Source organism: Luteibacter sp. P4_E6, assembly GCF_056401535.1.
In genome coordinates this window covers 1-18,331 of sequence record NZ_JBFUJE010000059.1, presented here as the reverse complement: position 1 = coordinate 18,331, position 18,331 = coordinate 1, and the positions used below count along the sequence as shown (strand labels likewise).

Here is an 18,331-nt window from a genome sequence, read left to right as displayed (position 1 = left end):
GTCCAGCTGACCGTATCGTCGTGAGAGACCTTGGTGTCCACCCTCGAGGCGAGTTCCGCACAAGTGGAGCGGCCGTAGGCCARATAGRTACAYGGGCCGCGTSAGCGGCCTTCCTTKTCGAACGCGGAGGACGTGTCTGAGCAGCGAGGGTGGACACCAAGGTCTCCCCGCGAGACGCCCAMGTGTACGAAGCGAYGGCAAAGCCGAGCCCGCRARGCCGAAGGCGAGCCAGGYSCGAGGTGCGAGGTSCGAGGTGCGAAAGAATGCCCTCCCAAAAGCCGAGCGCCCGGGCCCCGRTAATCCGCGATGAACCAAAAAAAACCCCGCTTTCGCGGGGTTTTTTCTTCTTAGCGCTTGTCGTTCGGAGTGTAGTCGCGAACGTCGGCGCCGGTGTAGATCTGGCGGGGACGACCGATGCGGGCACCCGGGGTTTCGTGCTGCTCGATCCAGTGCGAGATCCAGCCGGAGGTGCGCGCGATGGCGAACATCACGGTGAACATCTCGGCCGGGATGCCCAGTGCCTTGTAGATGATGCCCGAATAGAAGTCGACGTTCGGGTAGAGCTTGCGCTCCACGAAGTAGTCGTCCTTCAGCGCGGCTTCTTCCAGCTTCATCGCGACATCGAGCAGCGGATCGTTGACGCCGAGTTCCTCGAGCACCTTGTGGCACATCTCGCGGATGATCTTGGCGCGCGGGTCGAAGTTCTTGTACACGCGGTGGCCGAAGCCCATAAGGCGGAAGGAATCGTTCTTGTCCTTCGCGCGCTTGACGGCGGTCTCGACCTTGTCGGCGGTGCCGATCTCGCCGAGCTGCTTGAGCACGGCTTCGTTCGCACCACCGTGTGCCGGACCCCACAGCGCGGTGATGCCTGCGGCGATCGAGGCGTACGGGTTCGCACCGGTCGAACCGACCAAGCGGACGGTGGAGGTGGAGGCGTTCTGCTCGTGATCGGCGTGCAGGATGAACAGCAGGTCGAGTGCCTTGGCGACGACCGGATTCAGCTCCAGCGGCTCGCTCGGCACTTCGAACATCATGTGCAGGAAGCGGGTGACGTACTCGAGGTTGTTGCGCGGATAACGCGTCGGCCAGCCGATCGAGTGACGGTAGATGGCGGCGGAGATCGTCGGCATCTTCGCGATGAGGCGGATAGCGGCGAGCTTGCGGTCTTCCGGGTTATCGACATCGAGCTTGTCGTGATAGAACGCCGACAACGAGGCGATCGAACCGGCCAGCATGGCCATCGGATGCGCGTCGTGGTTGAAGCCACGCAGGAAGAACTTGAGGTTCTCATGCATCATCGAGTGATGCGTGATGTCGTGCTCGAACTTCGCGAACTCGGTCTTGTTCGGCAGTTCGCCGTTGAGCAGCAGGTACGAGGTCTCGAGGAAGGTGGACTTCTCGGCGAGCTGTTCGATCGGRTARCCGCGRTRCAGCAGGAYGCCSKYGTCRCCATCGATATAGGTGATGGCGCTCTTGGTGCTGGCGGTGCTGCCGTAACCCGGATCGTACGTGAAGTAACCGGTGTCCTTGTACAAGGTGCCGATGTCGACGCACTCGGCGCCAAGCGTGCCACCGATGACCGGCAGTTCGCTCACGGGCTTGTTGGATTCATCGACCAATTTGACGGTTTTGGCGTCGGACACGGCGAGCTCCTCTTTCTCTCTGTACCCGTTCCGCCAGCAACTGGCGAAACGTAGCGATGTTGGGAAAAAACGACCCCGGGGGAGAGGTGTCGTACCGGCCGCCGCGTGCGGCCGAAGTTCCCCATTATCGCACAGAGGCTATTCAAACGTCCGTTGGCCAGCATCCGAATCGCACACGCAAAAAGACACGGGGCAAGCCGTGGGCTCACCCCGTGTCTGTCTATCCTCGCGAAACGCCACCCCGCAGGCGGCGCGCGGATGGAACCGTTTTACTTCTGGCCGTAGCGCTGACGGAACTTGTCGACGCGGCCGCCGACGTCCAGCGTCTTCTGCTTGCCGGTGTAGAACGGGTGCGAGTGGCTCGAGATATCGAGCTTGATCACCGGGTATTCGTTACCGTCTTCCCACTTGACCGTTTCCTTGCTGGACATGGTCGAACGCGTAAGGAACGCGAAATCGGACGACAGGTCCTGGAAAACGACGGACTGGTACTTCGGGTGGATGTTCTCTTTCATGGCGTGACTCTAAGAATTAGCGGGGTGAAAAGAGCGGCATTGTAACCAGCGGTGGTCGGGACATCAAGTCCAGCTCCTGGCCCGCCGCCGGGGGAGCGCCGATGAATCGGCTCCTACAGGGGCAGCGATCAGGCGACGCCTAGCGCCTGGGCAATCAATTCGCCAAACCGGGCCTGGTCCACCTCGAGCACGATCCGGGCGTTCGGCTTGCCGCCGAGCCTGCGATGCCAGTCGACCACGGTCGCACCGCGGGTGAGCCGGCCGTCCAGTTCGATGGCCACATGGCGCGTCTCGGCGCGGGTCACTATGTCCGGATCCAGTGCCACGGCCATGGCGAGCGCGTCGGCGGCGATGAAGCCCGTCCGCTCGTGCTCGGCGTTGAAACGGCGCGCCGTACCGAAGATCTTTTCAAAGAAGGAAGCGCGGGCGTCGCCGGCGGCGACCCAGCCTTCGTAGGCCTCGTCGGAGAAGGCATGGCGCACCGTCGCCTCCCAGTCGACCAGGTCGAACGCGTCGAAGGCCTCGAAAACCACATGCGCGGCCTCCGGGTCGAAACCGATGTTGAACTCGGCCGGTATCTTCCCGGTATTCCCATGCCCGGTCACCGCGCCCCCCATGACAACGAGGCGCTTTACGCGCTGCGGCAGGGAAGGATCGAGCCGGACCGCCAGGGCGAGATTCGTCAGGGGACCCAGGGCCACGAGCGTCAGCTCACCCGGTCGTTCACGGGTCAGTCGGATCAGCGCGAGGGCCGCGTGCTCCGCCTGCACGGGATGCGCCGGCTCCGCGAAGCCCACATCGCCGAAGCCGTCGGCACCATGGACGAAGGCCGCATCCTCCTCCGGCGCGCGCACCAGCGGCGAGGGACAACCGCCGAACACCGGCGTCTTCGCCCCGACCAACTCGACCAGCGTGCGCGCATTGCGCAACGTGTGACCCAGCCCGACGTTACCGGCAGCGACGGTGAGCRCCGTTACATCGGCGTGCTCGTGCGCCATGAGGATGGCGAGGGCATCGTCCACGCCGGGGTCGGTGTCGATCAACAACGAGGGTCGGGTCATCGCAGGTCAGGTCCGTGAGCGGYCGGACAGCATACCGCCGGCCGCCCGGTTCAGACAGCCTGTGACGACGTGGCGTCGACGCCTTCCAGGTCGAAACCCAGCTCCCGCGCCACCTGGCTTACACCCGCGCATGCGGCGTCCAGCGCCGGCGTGCGCTGGGCGATGCGTGATCGCAGGTCAAGCGTGCACGCCAGACCCATCTGCAACAGGTCGGCGTGTGCGACGTGCAGCGTGTCGGCCTGCGGCTGGGTGAACAGCCCCACCGAACGCAACGCGTCGATCAAGGTGCTGCTGGACGTCGTGTCGAGGATCGCCGGATGCTCGGCCGCGTGAGCCAGCACCATGCCCTGCAGCACGAACTCGATATCGATGAGTGCCCCGACGCCCTGCTTGAGGTCCAGGCGCATGGCATCCGAACGATCGCGCTCGGCACGCCAGCGCCGCCGCATCGCACTGACCTCGGCGATCACGCGGGTGCTATCGCGCGGCGTGGAAAGAATGTCGCGGCGTATATCGGCGAGCACACCACCCAGCCGCACGTCGCCCGCTACCGCTCGTGCGCGCAAGAGCGCCTGGTGCTCCCAGGTCCATGCGCGATCGCGCTGGTAGGCCTCGAAGGCATCGACACTGGCGACCAGTAACCCTTTCGAGCCATCCGGCCTCAGGCGCGTATCCACGTCATAGAGCTTGCCGGCGTGCGTTTGCGCACTCAGCCAGTGCATGACGCGTTGGGCAAGGCGCTGGAACCAGCGTGTCCCGTCAACCGGTCGCGCACCATCGCTCATCGCGTTGGCGAGCCTGCCGTCGTAGACGAACACAAGATCGAGATCCGAGGCGAAACCGAGCTCCTCGCCACCCAGGCTGCCGTAGCCCAACACGGTAAATCCACCCCCCTCGCCGGGCAGGCGTCCGTGCTGCGCCGTCAGCTCGCGCGTCGCCAGCGCCAGCACGGCGGCCACGATGGCCTCGGCAAGGCCCGCGAGCCGACGCGCCGTGGCCGGCGCGTCGGCTCGCCCGTCGTTGAAGGCCAGGCCGAGACGGAACGCGATGCTCGAACGGAACTCGTTGAGCCGCTCCAGCTCACGCTCCGCGTCGCGTTCATCCAGCGTGCCCAGGGTGCGCGCGATCTCCGCGGAAATATCCGCGCGCTTCAGCGGAAGCTGGTCGATGCGCGGATCGAGCACGTCGTCCAGTAGCAGGGGCTGCGCGATGACGCGCTCCGCCAGAAAGGCACTGTCGGAAAAGACGCCGGCAACGCGGCGCCGCGCATTCGGCTGCTCGTCGAGCAAGGCAAGGTAAGAGGACCGTCGCGCCACGGCCTGCACCAGCCGGACCATGCGCAGCAGGCTCGCGGACGGCGATGCGCTGGCACGCGCGGCGCCAATGAGCTGGGGCATCAGTCGTTCGAGACGCTCGCCGGAGCGGGCGGACATGGAACGTACCGCTGCAGCCTGGGGAAGTTTGGTCAGCTGCTCCGCGGCGTCGACGGCGCCCGTAAAACCCGAGGCCTCCAGCGTCGCCGCGCTCAGCGAGCCGTCGCGTGCCGCCGTCCACAGTTCGATGTCGGCGACCGGGGCCGTCGCGGTCTGCCCCGCTTCGGGCACGAGCACGGCGGCGAACTCGGCCGAGACGGCCGCGCGGTGTGCCGCCAGCTCGATGGCCAGGGCGTCCCACGACGGATAATCCAGGCCCAGGGCGAGGCGCTCGCGAGACAGCTCGTCGTCGGGAATGTCATGCGTCTGGGCATCGCGCAGCATCTGCACGCGGTTCTCCACGCGACGCAGGAACAGGTAGGCCGAGCGGAGCAGCTTGGCACGCGCGGCAGGAATGTAGCCGCGTGCCTCGCACGCACGCAGCGCGGGCAACAGGCCGCGCACACGCAGCGCGGGATCGCGGCCACCGCGGATCATCTGCGTCAGCTGGACCACGAACTCGATTTCGCGAATGCCACCGGGACCGAGCTTGAGGTTGCCAGCGAGATCCTTGCGCGCCACCTCCGCATCGATGAGCGACTTCATCTCGCGCAGGCCGGCGAAGGCGGTGTAGTCGAGGTAGCGCCGGTAGACGAACGGACGCAGCATGTCCTGAAGCTCGCGTCCTGCCGTGCGATCGCCGGCAACGGGACGCGCCTTGATCCATGCGTAGCGCTCCCAGTCGCGACCTTCTCGCTGGTAGTACTGCTCCATGGCGGCGAACGGCAGTGCGAGACGGCCGGCATTGCCGAACGGACGCAGGCGCAGGTCCACCCGCGCACAGATGCCGTCCACGGTCGGTTCCGCAAGCAGTCGCACCAGCTGGCGTGCCTCGCGGATGAAGTATTCGCCGTTGTCGAGCGAACGCGAACCGTCGGTGTCGCCCGCCGAGGCGTACGCCAGGATGAGATCGATGTCCGAGGAGAAATTCAGTTCATTGCCGCCGAGCTTCCCAAAGCCGACGACGACCATGCGCTGCTCGACGCCCGCACTGTCTCGGGGCACGCCGAACCGCGCGTGCAGCGAGTTCTCCGACCAACGCAAGGCGGCGGTGAGCAGGGTCTCGTAAAGGGCGCTTGTCGACGCGAGCGTCTCGTCGATGTCATCGAGGCCGTTGACGTCACGAAACACAAGGCGAACGGCTTCCGCATGGCGGAACCGACGCAGTATGGACATGCAGCGGTCTTCGTCCGCCGGGAGGTCAAGCAGACCACCGCGCGTCGCGGCGTCCGCGCTGGCGCGCAGCCGCTCCAGACCGGCCGGCGCGAGCAGCTCCGGCTGGCGGCGGAAGACGTCGAAGGCGAAATCGGAGGCGACCAGCGTGCGGCGGATACGCTCGGCGACGCCGGCGTCGTCGTGAACGGGAATCCGGGCAGCCCGGCATGCCGCCATCACGTCTGCGTAACGATGGTCGATGAGTGCGCGTAGTTCTGGGCTTTCGCGCGGAGCCGGCGTGGAGGCGTTCATGAGGTCACCATTGTGCCTGAAGCGTCAACTTACGAAGAATCGTAGAAAAGTCCGCGACTTCCCATGACAACCGATTCATGTCCGTTCCGTTACAGTCCCTACCCCCAGTGGGATTGGATGCGGACGTCGGCTTCTATGGCTAGCGAATCGAAAACCTGGCGTGACCGTGCGGGGCGCATCGCGCTCCCGGTCGTCTCGGCGCTCATGTTCGTTCTCTTCACAGGATTCATCGACGGCAATCCGGGCGTCGGTACGGACCAGTGGATGGCCCGGCCCGGCCACCTGATCGCCAACGCCATGCCGGGCCTGATGCTGGCCACCCTTCTGCTCACCCTCACGCGCCGCACCTGGTTGTCCTTCGGCATCGCGTTCCTTGCCCAGGGCATCGTGTTCGCGGTAAGCGCGATCAAGGTCAAGAATCKTGGTACGCCGCTGTTGCCTGCGGATTTCGGGCTGGTCGGCCAGCTGAGTAACGGCGGTCTGTCGCTCCTTTCGGGTTATCTACCCCGGGAGATCGCACCGTATCTGGCTATCGCGGCACTGATCGCCGTCGTCGTTCTGCTGGTGCGTTTCGAGCCACCGGTCTTCGCACGCCGCACCTACGGCCGGCGCATCGTCGCCACCTTCGCCCTCGGTACCCTCTTCGTCACACTCTTCGCGGGCACACCGGGCTGGGCCAAGATCTACAACGGCCAGCGCCTCGGCATGATGCCCTGGTCGCCGTCGGAAAACGCGGGATACAACGGCGTCGTCTCCAACCTCATGCAGTTCCATCTTCAGGCCTCACGCAACAAGCCCAAGGACGATCCGAAGGCCGCACTGCAACTGATCAGCGATAACGACGGTGCGTTGCGTGAGCACATGGCCGCCGCGTCACGGCACACGAGACAGCCGCCGGACATCGTCATCATCCAGAGTGAATCGTTCTTCGATCCTTCGGGTGTCAATGGCTACGACGAGGATGTCGCGCCCAACCTGCATCGCCTCACGCAGGAAGGCAGCGGCGGCGGCCTGCATGTTCCCACGTTCGGAGGCGGGACCATCCGCACCGAGTTCGAAGTACTCACGGGTCTCTCGCTGCGGTACTTCGGCAACATGCGCTACCCGTACCTGGATATGCACAACCAGGTCGTTCCCAGCATGGTTCGCGCCCTGCGTTCGCACGGCTATGAAACCGTGGCCCTGCATGGACACAACCCCAATTTCTGGAACCGCCCGGCGGCGTTCAAGGCTATCGGCTTCGATCGGTTCGTCTCGCGCGCCGGCTTCCCCGCGAACGCGAAGAACGACGGCACCTATATGGCTGACAGCGGCATGACCGACGAGATCATGGCGCAGCTGCCTGACGCCGGTCCACAGCGCCTCATCTTCGCGATCAGCATCGAGGCGCATGGCCCTTACGATGGCTCCGACAACACGAACGTCGCGGAGCGCGACGCCATTCCCGTCCCGGCCGGCGTCGAGGGCAAGGACAAGCTCGAGTGGCAGAACTACGTCTATCACATGCATCACGCGGACGCCGAACTCGGCCGTCTGGCAGACCTCCTCGCGAAACGCGAGCGTCCGACTATCCTGTTGTTCTACGGCGATCATCTTCCTGCGTTGACCAACACGTATAACCACGCCGGGTTTCGTGACGGCCAGCCGTTCGATACGCAGATGGTCCCGTGGGTGCTTGTAGACGCACACAACGACGGCCCGCCGGCAGTTCATGGCGATATGGCGTCGTGGATGTTGCCCGGCCTCGTACTGGAACGCGCCGGCATCCACGACGACGCGTATTTCGCCCTCACCCAGGTGCTCGGCGGCCAGCTCGCCTCGCTCACTCGCTCACCGGACGCGAACGCCGCGCCCGAAGACGCCGGCACGAAGCAGACCGATACCGCCATGGGCAACATCGCCCTGCTTCGCCTGACGAACAAGCTCGATCCGCTGCTTGCGCGTTACGCCCTACCCGACGCGGGCATCGATGTCGCCCGCCAGCCGGGCGAGGCGGAACATGATGCGGAGTCAGGCGCCGGACAGTAGTTGCCGCGGCGCGCAGGGACGTGCATTGATCGTCAGCGAACGACGGCCTGGTCCTCCACCCGGTAACTGAAGGGCTCGATATTTTCGTCCACAGTGAAGCGGACGATGGGAATAACCCGGCCCGTGACCAGCTGGTAATCGCGCTGAATGAGTTGCGCTCCCTTCAGGCCCTTCTCCTCGTAGGGCCCAGCGGTGTAGAAGAACGCCTCGAAGGGCACATCCTGCGGCTTATCCAGTGGCCAGGTCGCGACCATCAGCTCCATGTGCTGCATCACGTCAACCATGCCGGCGGGCACACGAGAGGCGATGCTCAGCGCAAACGAGGGCTGGTCGACGCCGAAGCCGCATTGGTGATTGAACTGGTTGGGAAATGAGGTCACCGCCGCAAAGTGCTTACGCCATGCGTCGACGGTGTCGATGCCTTGCTCTTTGCACGGCACACTTTCGACGGGATACAGAGAACTGGCTCCGCACCCCTTCGGCCCTCTGCCACCCGTAATGGCATCGTGGGGAAAGGAGCAGAAAAGGGTGATGGGAAACGTATCGGGGCTGCCGTTTACCTCGGCCTCTTTCAGGATCAGCCCATGGGGACGTGCGTGCTCGCCGTAGAGGATGCGACTGCCCACGTCTTTGCGCAGATAGCTAAAGGAAAGTGCCTCCGGCGTCCCGGTCCACGGGGACGGCTCCCAGGCGTGGCGATCGGGTTCATCGTCAGTCGGAACCGCATCGGTCGCGCGAATCAGCACGCCGTTGCAGTAATAGGCGGCCCTGCCGCCGTCACAGGCCATATCCGTCTTGTCGTAACGGGCGTTGAGCCGCGACGCGGTGTCGTCACCGGCGGCCTGCGGCCGCGACAGATGTGTCTGGCAGGCGGCGCATTCGAACGCCAGGCAAAGCGAAAGAAGACTCAGTTTCCATGTCATGGCCGTACTCCTTGGGTGTGTACACGATCATTTTCTACGCCGCCGCCACGTGGTCCGCAAGACGTTACGTGTAGTTGCCGATTCGACGCACTGATCCATGAAAGGATGTTCGCGCTCGCATACAAAAAAGAAGCCCCGCTTTCGCGGGGCCTCTTCGTATAGCGAGCCGGAGGGCTGGACTTAGAAGTCCATACCGCCCATGCCGCCCATGCCACCACCGCCGCCGCCATGGCCGTGGCCGTCGTCCTTCTTCGGCAATTCCGTCACGGCCGCTTCGGTCGTGATGATCGAACCGGCAACCGACGCGGCGAACTGCAGTGCCGAGCGGGTGACCTTGGTCGGGTCCAGGATGCCGAAGGCGATCATGTCGCCGAACTCACCCGTGGCGGCGTTGTAACCGTAGTTACCTTCACCGGCCTTGACCTGGTTGACGATGACCGAAGCCTCTTCACCGGCATTGGTGACGATGGCGCGGAGCGGAGCTTCCAGCGTGCGACGCGTGATCGCGATGCCGAGGTCCTGGTCCGTGTTCTTGCCCTTGAGGCCTTCGAGCGCCTTCAGTGCACGGATCAGGGCGACGCCGCCGCCCGGGACCACGCCTTCTTCGACGGCTGCGCGCGTAGCGTGCAGGGCGTCTTCGACGCGGGCCTTCTTTTCCTTCATTTCGACTTCCGTCGCGGCGCCGACCTTGATGACGGCAACGCCGCCGGCAAGCTTGGCAACACGCTCCTGCAGCTTCTCACGGTCGTAGTCCGAAGAGGTCTCTTCGATCTGCGCCTTGATCTGGCCGATGCGCGACTGGATAAGCGTGGCTTCGCCGGCACCATCGATGATCGTGGTGTTTTCCTTAGTGATCACGACGCGCTTGGCATGGCCGAGGTCGGTGATCGTGGCCTTGTCCAGCGCCAGGCCGACTTCCTCGGAAATGACCGTGCCACCGGTGAGGACGGCGATGTCTTCCAGGATCGCCTTGCGACGATCGCCGAAGCCCGGCGCCTTGACGGCGGCGACCTTGACGATGCCACGGATCGTGTTGACGACGAGGGTGGCCAGGGCTTCGCCTTCGACTTCCTCGGCAACGATCAGCAGCGGCTTACCGGCCTTGGCGACAGCCTCGAGCACCGGCAGGAGCTCGCGAACGTTCGAGATCTTCTTGTCGTGGATGAGGATGAACGGGTCGTCCAGCTCAACCTGCTGCGACTGCTGATTGTTGATGAAGTACGGCGACAGGTARCCGCGGTCGAACTGCATGCCTTCRACGACKTCGAGCTCGTTCTCGAGGCCCGAACCTTCTTCAACCGTGATCACGCCTTCCTTGCCGACCTTGCCCATCGCCGTGGCGATGATGTCACCGATGTTCGAATCGGAGTTGGCCGAGATCGTGCCGACCTGGGCGATCGCCTTGTCGTCAGCGGTCGGGTTCGACAGCTTCTTCAGCTCGGCGACGGCGGCGATGACAGCCTGGTCGATACCGCGCTTGAGGTCCATCGGGTTGATGCCGGCGGCAACCGCCTTGAGGCCTTCCTGGATGAACGCCTGGGCGAGGACGGTCGCGGTCGTGGTGCCGTCACCGGCCACGTCGGAGGTCTTCGAGGCGGCTTCCTTGACGATCTGCGCGCCGATGTTCTCGTACTTGTCGGCGAGTTCGATTTCCTTCGCGACCGAGACGCCGTCCTTGGTGACGGTCGGGACGCCGAAGCTCTTCTCGATCACGACGTTGCGGCCCTTCGGGCCCAGGGTGACCTTGACCGCGTTGGCGAGGGTGTTGACACCCTTCAGCATGCGAGCGCGGACGTCTTCACCGAAGCGGACTTCTTTTGATGCCATGGTCTTTGAATCCTTAGATATTTAGTGGATGAGATCGGGGAGAACGGGGCGAGCGAACGCTCAGCCTTCCAGAACCGCCACGATGTCGTCTTCCTTCAGGAAGACCAGGTCTTCGCCGTCGACCTTGATTTCCTGGCCGGCGTACTTGCCGAACAGGACCACGTCGCCTTCCTTCACGCCCATCGGGCGGAGCTGGCCACTGGCCAGGAGGAGACCGGTACCGGCAGCGAGGACCTTGCCGCGGGTGGGCTTCTCGGTGGCGCTATCCGGGATAACGATGCCACCGGCGGAAACGCGCTCTTCTTCGAGGCGCTTGACGATGACGCGGTCGTGCAGCGGGCGCAGTTTGCTCATGACTTCTCCAAACATGTGTTTGACGGATAAGGAAAAAGGTCCACCCTGTTAGCACTTGCTCAGGGTGAGTGCCAGAATTTTAGCCCTAAGCTTTCCTGATTCGGAAGAGCTGCGGTTGCTCGACAGATGGCGGCGGCACGAAACCGTTCAAGGCCCCGGGTTCAAAAAAGGGCGGAAGAGACGACAATCGGCCCATGTCCGAACCCATCGCCGTCCTCATTGCCTGCCCATCAGGCGAACCCGCCGAATCGCTCGCCCGCGCCCTTGTGGAGGCGGGTCTGGCCGCCTGCGTGAACCGGCTACCGGGAGTGCGCTCCACCTACCGCTGGAAAGGCGAGATCGTCACCGACGAGGAAGACCTGCTGGTGGCGAAGACGACCCGAGAGGCGTTCGCCGCCCTGGAGCGCTTCGTCCTGGCGCGACATCCTTATGACGTACCGGAAATCGTCGCCCTCCCCGTCGTGGCCGGGCATGCGCCCTACCTGGCGTGGCTGGAGGCCAGCGTCGGCGTCGACGCAAGCTAACCCGGGTTCGCCCGGTCATAATGGTCGACGCCCCACGCGCCTCGTCACCGCTCTTGCTCCACGGAGATCACCATGTCGTCGCTTCGCCGCCTTGCGCGGAACCTGGTCGCCGTATTCGGCCTGTTGCTCGTTGCCCTGCCCGCGTTCGCACAAAGCGACGACGACCTGCTGCCCGTCACCGAGGCTTTCCACCTCACGACGGATGCCAGCCAGCCGGGCATGGTCAAGCTGCACTGGCGCATCGCGCCGGATTACTACCTCTACCGTGGCCGGATCAAGATCAAGGCGGCGGATCCTGCCGCGGTGTCGCTCAGCGACCCGACGCTGCCCGACGGCCTGAAGAAGCATGACGAGTACCTGGGCGATGTCGAGATCTACCACGGCGATATCGAAGCCCGCGTGCCGTACAAGCTGCTCACCACCAGCACCACAACGCTTGCCCTGGACATTCAGTACCAGGGCTGCCACGAAGTCGAACCGAAGATCTGCTATCCGCCGAATACCGAGCACCTGAAGCTCACCATCGGTGGCGCATCGACCATTCCTACCGGCCCCGCACCCACTGCCGCGCCGGCAGCCGCCGCCCCCGTGGCTGGCGGCGCCTCGCTTCTTGGTGCGCCGGCCGCGGTGCCGGGCACGGACGCGACCGCCGTGCCGGCCGAGCAGGCGTTCCGCTTCGAAGCCATCGTGAAGTCACGCGACGCGCTGCTGCTGCGCTGGACGATGCCGAAGGACTACTACCTCTATCGCGACAAGACCGAGATCACAGTCGCGTCCCCGGCTGGCGTGACGGCGGGCGAGCCTGATTGGCCGAGTGGTGTCGCACACCACGACGAGCACTTCGGTGACACCATCGTTTACTTCGACCAGGTGGAGCTGCCCGTCCCGCTCAAGGGCACGGCGGACGCGAAGACCGCCGAGCTCGACGTCGCCTACCAGGGCTGCCTCGAGAACGGGATCTGCTATCCGGTCATGAAGCGCCATATCAGCGTGGACTTCGGCGCTGGTGCGGCGACCGTCGGTACGCCCGTTGCGGCGCCGGTCGCTGCTACGGCGGCCACGGTGAAGGAAGTCGCACCGACACCCCCGCCCGCGGGACTGGTTCCCAAGAGCGAGGCGCCGCTCGGCTTCATCGCCGCCATCGGCCTCGCCCTTCTGGGCGGTCTCGTGCTCAACCTGATGCCTTGCGTGCTGCCGGTGCTGTCGCTGAAGGCGATCACGGTCCTGGAAAGCGGGGAGAGCCCGGGTGCCGCGCGGAAGCACGCTCTCTGGTACACCGCCGGCGTACTGGTGGCCTTCGCCGCACTGGGCGTCATCATCGTCGGCATCCGTGCCGCCGGCCATGGCATCCAGTGGGGCGCCCAGTTCCAGCAGCCACTGGCTATCGGCATCCTGGTCTACGTGATGCTCGCCGTGGGTCTGTCGATGTCCGGCCTCTTCGAGATCGGCGGCTCGCTGGGCAACGTCGGCAGCGGCCTGGCCTCGCGCTCGGGCCCGTCGGGCGACTTCTTCACCGGCGTGCTTGCCGTCGTCGTGGCCAGCCCCTGCACGGCTCCCTTCATGGGGTCGGCCATTGCCTTCGCGTTCGCCGCACCGGTGGGCGTGGCCTTCCTGATCTTTCTCGCGCTCGGCCTGGGCCTTGCGCTGCCCTTCCTGTTGATCGGCTTCGTGCCCGCGATCGCCCGCCTGCTGCCGCGTCCCGGCCGCTGGATGGAGACGCTGAAGCAGGCCCTCGCCTTCCCGATGTATCTCACAGCGGTATGGCTACTCTGGGTACTGACCAAGCAGCGCGGCGCCGATGCGACAGCACTGGTGCTGGCCGGCGGTGTGCTGCTCGCCATGGCGCTGTGGTGGTACGGCCGCACCCGCCATCGCAGCGGCGGCCTGTCCTGGATCTTCACCGCGGTCCTGGCCGTGGGTGCCGTGGCGGCGCTGTGGACCGTGCACGGCCTGCCGGCGCAGACCGCGACCACGGTCGCCAGCGACGGCATCGTGCCCTACTCGCCCGAGAAACTCGCCGAACTGCGTGCCGCTGGCACACCGGTGCTGGTCGACATGACGGCGGACTGGTGCATCACCTGCAAGGCCAATGAACACGCCGTGCTCGACACGGATGCGTTCAAGGCCCTGCTCAAGCGCACCGGCACCGTGTACATGCGCGGCGACTGGACCGACGTCAATGCGACGATCGCCGCCTTCCTCGAGAAGTACCATTCCGTGGGCGTGCCGCTTTACGTGGTCTACCCGAAGGGCGGCGGCGACGGACACAAGCTGTCCACCGTGCTCACGTACGACACAGTGCAGCAGGCACTCGAAGCCGCCGCGTCACCATGACGCGCGGCCCGACCTTCTGGATCGTCGTGCTGGCGATCCTTGGAGCGACGGGCGGCTTGCCGCCGGAGGCCAGCTTCGTCACCGTCGATGGCAAGCCACGCCAACTGTCGGACTGGCGTGGCAAGCGCGTGCTGATCAATTTCTGGGCCAGTTGGTGCGGACCGTGCCGACGCGAGATGCCGCTGCTCGACGCAGCRTATTCGCGACATCGCGACCGGAATGTCGCGATCCTCGGACTCGCCGAGGACACGGCTGCCGGGGTTCGCGGTTTTCTCGCCAAACAACCCGTGAGCTACCCCGTGATGCTGGTGGACGCCGATGCGCCCGGTGGTTCGCTTTCTTTCGGCAACACACGCCGGGTGTTGCCCTATAGCGTCCTGATCGGGGAAGACGGGCGTATCCTGCGCCGCAAAGTGGGTACCTTCACCGGTCCCGAACTCGACGAATGGCTCGCCCCCGCACGATGAAGGAAGTTCCCATGGATGGTCTGCCATCCCCCGACGAAGCGATCGACCGGAGCCGCCTCTGGCTCGAGAAGGCCGTGATCGGCCTCAATCTTTGCCCGTTCGCCAAAGCCGTGCACAAGAAAGGCCAGGTCCGTTACGTCGTCAGTGGCGCCACGCAGCCGCTCGAACTGCTCGACGATCTCAAACGTGAGCTCGAATACCTGCGTGACGTGCCCGCCGAAACGGTGGACACCACGCTGCTGATCCACCCGGGCGTGCTGGGTGACTTCGAGGATTTCAACGAATTCCTCGAGGTGGCGGACCTCGCCGTGGACGACCTGGGCCTCGATGGCGAGATCCAGGTGGCCAGCTTCCACCCCGACTTTCAGTTCGAGGGCACCGGCCCCGACGACATTACCAACTACACCAACCGCTCGCCCTATCCGACGCTGCACCTGCTCCGCGAGGAAAGCATCGACAAGGCCGTGGCCGCCTTTCCGGATGCCTCGAAAATCTTCGAAGCAAATATGGCGACGCTGGATGAGCTAGGCATCGAGGGCTGGAAGAAGCTGTTTCCGGAAGGGTGAAACCTCCTGTAGGAGCCGATTCATCGGCGATGCTCTTCCTTCGGTGGGAACCGAGGCTAGCAACCTCAAGGGCGCGGCTGCCCCGCGGGTTTATTTACCATTCGCCGATGAATCGGCTCCTACCCCGCCTATGCTCTTGAAAGGCTGATCTGGCCGATAGGCTGACGCCCCTCCATACTCTGCAGCATGGAAAGTCGCGATCTCCAGCGATCTACGTCGAACTTCATCGAACTGGACAAGCCGAGACGACAGGCGCACACTGCGCGGCGTTCCGGAACCCCGGACCCACGGCACAGGTGAACAGTGGCCAGGATCCTCGTCCTGCACGGACCCAACCTCAATCTGCTCGGCGTCCGCGAACCGTCGGTCTACGGTCATGAGACCCTCGCCGACATCAATGTCTCGCTGCAGGCCCGCGCCCAGGCGGCCGGTCACGAGCTGAGCTGGTTCCAGTCAAATGCCGAACACGAGTTGATCGCCCGGATCCATCAGGCACGCGACGAAGGTGTCGCCTGGATCCTGATCAACCCGGCCGCGTTCACGCATACCTCCATTGCCATTCGCGATGCCCTCGCCGGCGTGTCGATCCCGTTCATCGAGATCCACCTGTCCAATCCGCATGCGCGCGAGGCGTTCCGCCACCACTCGTATATGTCCGACCTGGCCGCCGGCGTGATCTGCGGCTTCGGCGGCGACAGCTATCGCCTGGCGCTCGAAGCGGCGTTGCTCCGCCTCGCGGTGCCCGCGGCTTAAATCCCCATTCCACAAGAAGGTTTGTCCCATGGACCTGCGCAAGATCAAGAAACTCATCGACCTGCTCGAGGAATCCAACCTCGCCGAGCTGGAAATCAAGGAAGGCGAAGAAGTAGTCCGCCTGTCGCGCGTGCCCAAGGGCACCGTCCCCGCGCAGCAGATGTATGCCGCCCCGATGCAGGCCGCTCCGGTTGCTGCCGCCCCTGTGGCCGCCGCGCCGACCGCACCTGCTGTCGTCGAAAGCGGTCTTCCGGCCGGTCACGTGACCAAGGCACCGATGGTCGGCACCTTCTATGCGTCGTCCACGCCGGGCGCTCCGGCGTTCGCCACGGTCGGCAAGCAGGTCAAGGCCGGTGAAACGCTGGGCATCATCGAAGCGATGAAGATGTTCAACCAGATCGAGGCAGACGTCTCGGGTACCGTCGTCGCTGTTCTGGTCGAGAACGGCCAGCCGGTCGAATTCGACGAACCCATGTTCGTCATCGCCTGAGGTCTGTCGTCATGCTCGAGAAGGTCGTCATCGCCAACCGCGRCGAAATTGCGCTGCGGGTGTTGCGCGCGTGCCACGCGCTCGGCATCAAGACGGTCGCGGTGCATTCCACCGTGGACCGCAACCTCAAGCACGTCGGCCTTGCCGACGAATCGGTATGCATCGGCCCGGGTCCCTCGGCCGAAAGCTACCTCAACATTCCGCGCATCATCGCCGCCGCCGAAATCACCGATGCCCAGGCCATCCACCCGGGTTACGGCTTCCTTTCCGAGAACGCGAACTTCGCGGAACAGGTCGAGCAGTCCGGCTTTGTCTTCATCGGCCCCACCGCCGACGTGATCCGCCTGATGGGCGACAAGGTCGAGGCGATCCGCGCGATGAAGGCCGCCGGCGTGCCTTGCGTCCCGGGCTCGGGTGGTCCGTTGGGTGACGACACGGAAGAGAACATCCGTATCGCCCGCGAGATCGGCTACCCGGTCATCATCAAGGCGTCCGGCGGTGGCGGCGGTCGCGGCATGCGCGTCGTGCGCACCGAAGCCCACCTCGCCAATTCCATCGTCATGACCAAGCAGGAAGCCAAAGCGGCTTTCAGCAACGATCAGGTCTACATGGAGAAGTTCCTGGAAAATCCCCGCCACGTGGAGATCCAGGTGCTCGCCGACGGCCAGGGCAACGCCATTCACCTGGGTGAGCGCGACTGCTCCATGCAGCGTCGTCACCAGAAGGTCGTCGAGGAAGCGCCCGCACCTGGCATCACGCCGGAAATGCGTGCCGAAATCGGCAAGGTCTGCGTCGACGCTTGCCTGCGCATCGGCTATCGCGGCGCCGGAACCTTTGAATTCCTGTTCGAAGGCGGCCGCTTCTACTTCATCGAGATGAACACCCGTATCCAGGTGGAGCATCCGGTGACTGAACTGGTGACCGGCATCGATCTCGTTCGCGAGCAGTTGCTGATCGCCGGTGGCGAGAAGCTGTCGATTCGCCAGGAAGACATCGTGTTCACCGGTCATGCGATCGAGTGCCGCGTCAATGCCGAAGACCCCGACACCTTCATGCCGAGCCCCGGCACGGTGAAGCGTTTCGAGGCCCCGGGTGGCCCGGGCGTGCGCGTCGACACCCACCTGTACGACGGTTATCGCATTCCGCCGAACTACGATTCGATGATCGGCAAGATCATCGTGCACGGCCCCGATCGCGCCACCGCCATCGCGCGCATGCGTATGGCGCTGACCGAGACGGTCATCGAAGGCGTCAAGTGCAACATCCCGCTGCAGCAGCGCATCATGGCGGATGTCGGTTTCCAGCAGGGTGGACAGAACATCCACTATCTGGAGAAGCGCATGGCCGAGCAGAAAGAAACGCCGCCTTCGGTGTGACGTTTCGATAAGAGGCCGGAGTCGTGCAGTGACCTCACTGCATGGCTCCGGCTTTTTTTGTACCTGTGGGAGCCGATTCATCGGCGAAACGCCAACGGAGCAACGATGCCGCAGCTTGCGATCCAGCGGCTCGCGGTTCGGGAGAGTCGCGGTCGGGTTAYGTGCACCAAATGCGCAACGCCGCTTCGTGCTCAAGGCTTGGTGAACGACCACGCTGCTTTCTGTAGGAGCCGCTTCAGCGGCGAACCCTCAGCGGTGATATTGCGAACGAGGCCTTGTGGCGATTGGGCGAGCGGTTGAACCACCGACACGATGCGATACAAAGCATCGTTCGCGACAGTAATCGCTGAGGGTTCGCCGATGAATCGGCTCCTACGACAGCAACAACACATGCTTGCTGGCGGTGCRCTCGACCACACGCAACCTCGGCGTTCGGTGGCGCGAGGGGTAAGGCCCTTGGGGACGCCTAAGCTGAGGGCCGCTCAGTTCACATGGAATGCGATAGAGGCGCTACGGCCCGTCTCGAAGAGC

At 64.5% G+C, this 18,331-nt stretch carries 15 protein-coding genes; 8 read left to right on the top strand and 7 right to left on the bottom strand.

Annotated elements, in window-relative coordinates; all coding sequences use genetic code 11:
- Positions 1-347: 347 nt before the first annotated feature.
- From AC1DT2_RS06240 to glnE, 4 genes are all read right to left on the bottom strand, one after another.
- Complete coding sequence (locus tag AC1DT2_RS06240) at positions 348-1,643, bottom strand: citrate synthase (protein WP_477295175.1); 1,296 nt, start codon at positions 1,641-1,643, stop codon at positions 348-350.
- Between the two features lie 269 nt (positions 1,644-1,912).
- Entirely contained in the window at positions 1,913-2,158 is a 246-nt protein-coding gene (locus AC1DT2_RS06235; RefSeq protein ID WP_046966218.1) for a type B 50S ribosomal protein L31, read from the bottom strand.
- A 128-nt stretch (positions 2,159-2,286) separates the two neighbouring features.
- Positions 2,287-3,219: a nucleoside hydrolase gene (locus tag AC1DT2_RS06230; RefSeq protein WP_477295173.1), complete on the bottom strand. Its 933-nt coding sequence runs from the start codon at positions 3,217-3,219 to the stop codon at positions 2,287-2,289.
- 50 nt (positions 3,220-3,269) lie between these two features.
- Positions 3,270-6,158, bottom strand: a complete 2,889-nt coding sequence (gene glnE / locus AC1DT2_RS06225; RefSeq protein WP_477295171.1) for a bifunctional [glutamate--ammonia ligase]-adenylyl-L-tyrosine phosphorylase/[glutamate--ammonia-ligase] adenylyltransferase — start codon at positions 6,156-6,158, stop codon at positions 3,270-3,272.
- A gap of 135 nt (positions 6,159-6,293) precedes the next feature.
- Here glnE and AC1DT2_RS06220 point away from each other — a divergent pair, with 135 nt between their 5' ends.
- The gene (locus AC1DT2_RS06220) at positions 6,294-8,186 is read left to right on the top strand and encodes an LTA synthase family protein (protein ID WP_477295169.1); all 1,893 of its coding nucleotides are present in this window, start codon (positions 6,294-6,296) and stop codon (positions 8,184-8,186) included.
- A gap of 32 nt (positions 8,187-8,218) precedes the next feature.
- Here AC1DT2_RS06220 and AC1DT2_RS06215 read toward each other — a convergent pair whose 3' ends face one another.
- The 3 genes from AC1DT2_RS06215 to AC1DT2_RS06205 form a co-directional block, all read right to left on the bottom strand.
- Positions 8,219-9,109 (bottom strand): hypothetical protein, encoded by an 891-nt coding sequence (locus tag AC1DT2_RS06215; RefSeq protein WP_477295167.1) that lies wholly within the window; start codon positions 9,107-9,109, stop codon positions 8,219-8,221.
- A 180-nt stretch (positions 9,110-9,289) separates the two neighbouring features.
- Positions 9,290-10,936 (bottom strand): chaperonin GroEL, encoded by a 1,647-nt coding sequence (gene groL / locus AC1DT2_RS06210; protein ID WP_477295165.1) that lies wholly within the window; start codon positions 10,934-10,936, stop codon positions 9,290-9,292.
- A gap of 60 nt (positions 10,937-10,996) precedes the next feature.
- Positions 10,997-11,290, bottom strand: coding sequence for a co-chaperone GroES (locus AC1DT2_RS06205; RefSeq protein ID WP_046968171.1), 294 nt, complete (start codon positions 11,288-11,290; stop codon positions 10,997-10,999).
- Positions 11,291-11,484: 194 nt separating this feature from the next.
- On the opposite strand from AC1DT2_RS06205, the gene cutA reads away from it, so the two are divergent.
- The 7 genes from cutA to accC all read left to right on the top strand — a co-directional run bounded on the left by cutA (position 11,485) and on the right by accC (position 17,800).
- Positions 11,485-11,814 carry a divalent-cation tolerance protein CutA gene (cutA, locus tag AC1DT2_RS06200; RefSeq protein WP_213949756.1) on the top strand — a complete coding sequence of 110 codons (330 nt, stop codon included), beginning with the start codon at positions 11,485-11,487 and terminating at the stop codon, positions 11,812-11,814.
- A gap of 72 nt (positions 11,815-11,886) precedes the next feature.
- Positions 11,887-14,148 (top strand): protein-disulfide reductase DsbD family protein, encoded by a 2,262-nt coding sequence (locus tag AC1DT2_RS06195; protein WP_477295162.1) that lies wholly within the window; start codon positions 11,887-11,889, stop codon positions 14,146-14,148.
- Complete coding sequence (locus AC1DT2_RS06190) at positions 14,145-14,615, top strand: TlpA family protein disulfide reductase (protein WP_477295160.1); 471 nt, start codon at positions 14,145-14,147, stop codon at positions 14,613-14,615. The genes AC1DT2_RS06195 and AC1DT2_RS06190 overlap by 4 nt, the downstream gene beginning before the upstream one ends.
- An 11-nt stretch (positions 14,616-14,626) precedes the next feature.
- A complete protein-coding gene (locus AC1DT2_RS06185; protein ID WP_477295158.1) occupies positions 14,627-15,181 on the top strand; it encodes a DUF1415 domain-containing protein in 555 nt (184 codons plus the stop codon).
- 303 nt (positions 15,182-15,484) lie between these two features.
- Positions 15,485-15,934 (top strand): type II 3-dehydroquinate dehydratase, encoded by a 450-nt coding sequence (gene aroQ / locus AC1DT2_RS06180; RefSeq protein WP_063573856.1) that lies wholly within the window; start codon positions 15,485-15,487, stop codon positions 15,932-15,934.
- A 28-nt stretch (positions 15,935-15,962) separates the two neighbouring features.
- Entirely contained in the window at positions 15,963-16,424 is a 462-nt protein-coding gene (gene accB / locus AC1DT2_RS06175) for an acetyl-CoA carboxylase biotin carboxyl carrier protein (RefSeq protein ID WP_063573857.1), read from the top strand.
- A gap of 11 nt (positions 16,425-16,435) precedes the next feature.
- Complete coding sequence (accC, locus tag AC1DT2_RS06170; protein ID WP_477295155.1) at positions 16,436-17,800, top strand: acetyl-CoA carboxylase biotin carboxylase subunit; 1,365 nt, start codon at positions 16,436-16,438, stop codon at positions 17,798-17,800.
- Positions 17,801-18,331: the final 531 nt, after the last annotated feature.